The 577-nt window shown below is 48.7% G+C and carries 1 protein-coding gene; it reads left to right on the top strand.

What is annotated here, in order from left to right; translation table 11 throughout:
* On the top strand, positions 1–577 hold a 577-nt coding region (locus R8N47_RS27040; RefSeq protein WP_318186346.1), incomplete at both ends, for a phospholipase D-like domain-containing protein.

Raw genomic sequence — 577 nt, 5'->3', positions numbered from 1 at the left:
GCACCCAGGCGGCTTGGCCGATTCGGTAGCATCCGCTCTTATCCAAGCATCTAAACGTGGTGTGGATGTGAAGCTGCTATTGGACTCTGCGGGTAGCCCACGCTTCTTCAGAAGTCCTTGGTACAAAATGATGAAAGATTCGGGTATCGAGGTTATTCAGGCGCTCGAAGTGAAGATGTGGCGTATTTTCTTACGTCGTCTTGATCTTCGCCAGCACCGTAAAATCATCGTCATTGATGATGAAATCGCCTATACAGGGTCAATGAACCTTGTCGATCCTGCATACTTTAAGCAGAGCAGCGGCGTTGGGCGTTGGATCGATATCATGGTGCGAGTTACAGGGCCAACCGTAAACGTGTTAAGTGCGATTCACTGCTGGGACTGGGAAGTAGAAACGGGCGAACGTTATCTGCCGAAGTTGCCGGAGTGCAAAATTGACAACAGCAAATACCAACATCCGATTCAGGTGGTTCCATCTGGCCCCGGCATGCCAGAGTATTTGATTTATCAAGTGCTTACTTTGGCAATTAACCAAGCCAATCGTTCGGTACGAATCACAACACCGTATTTTGTACCT

Source organism: Vibrio sp. 2132-1, from assembly GCF_033344315.1.
Note: the sequence above shows the minus strand (reverse complement) of the source record. Positions and strands in the feature narration are given on the sequence as shown.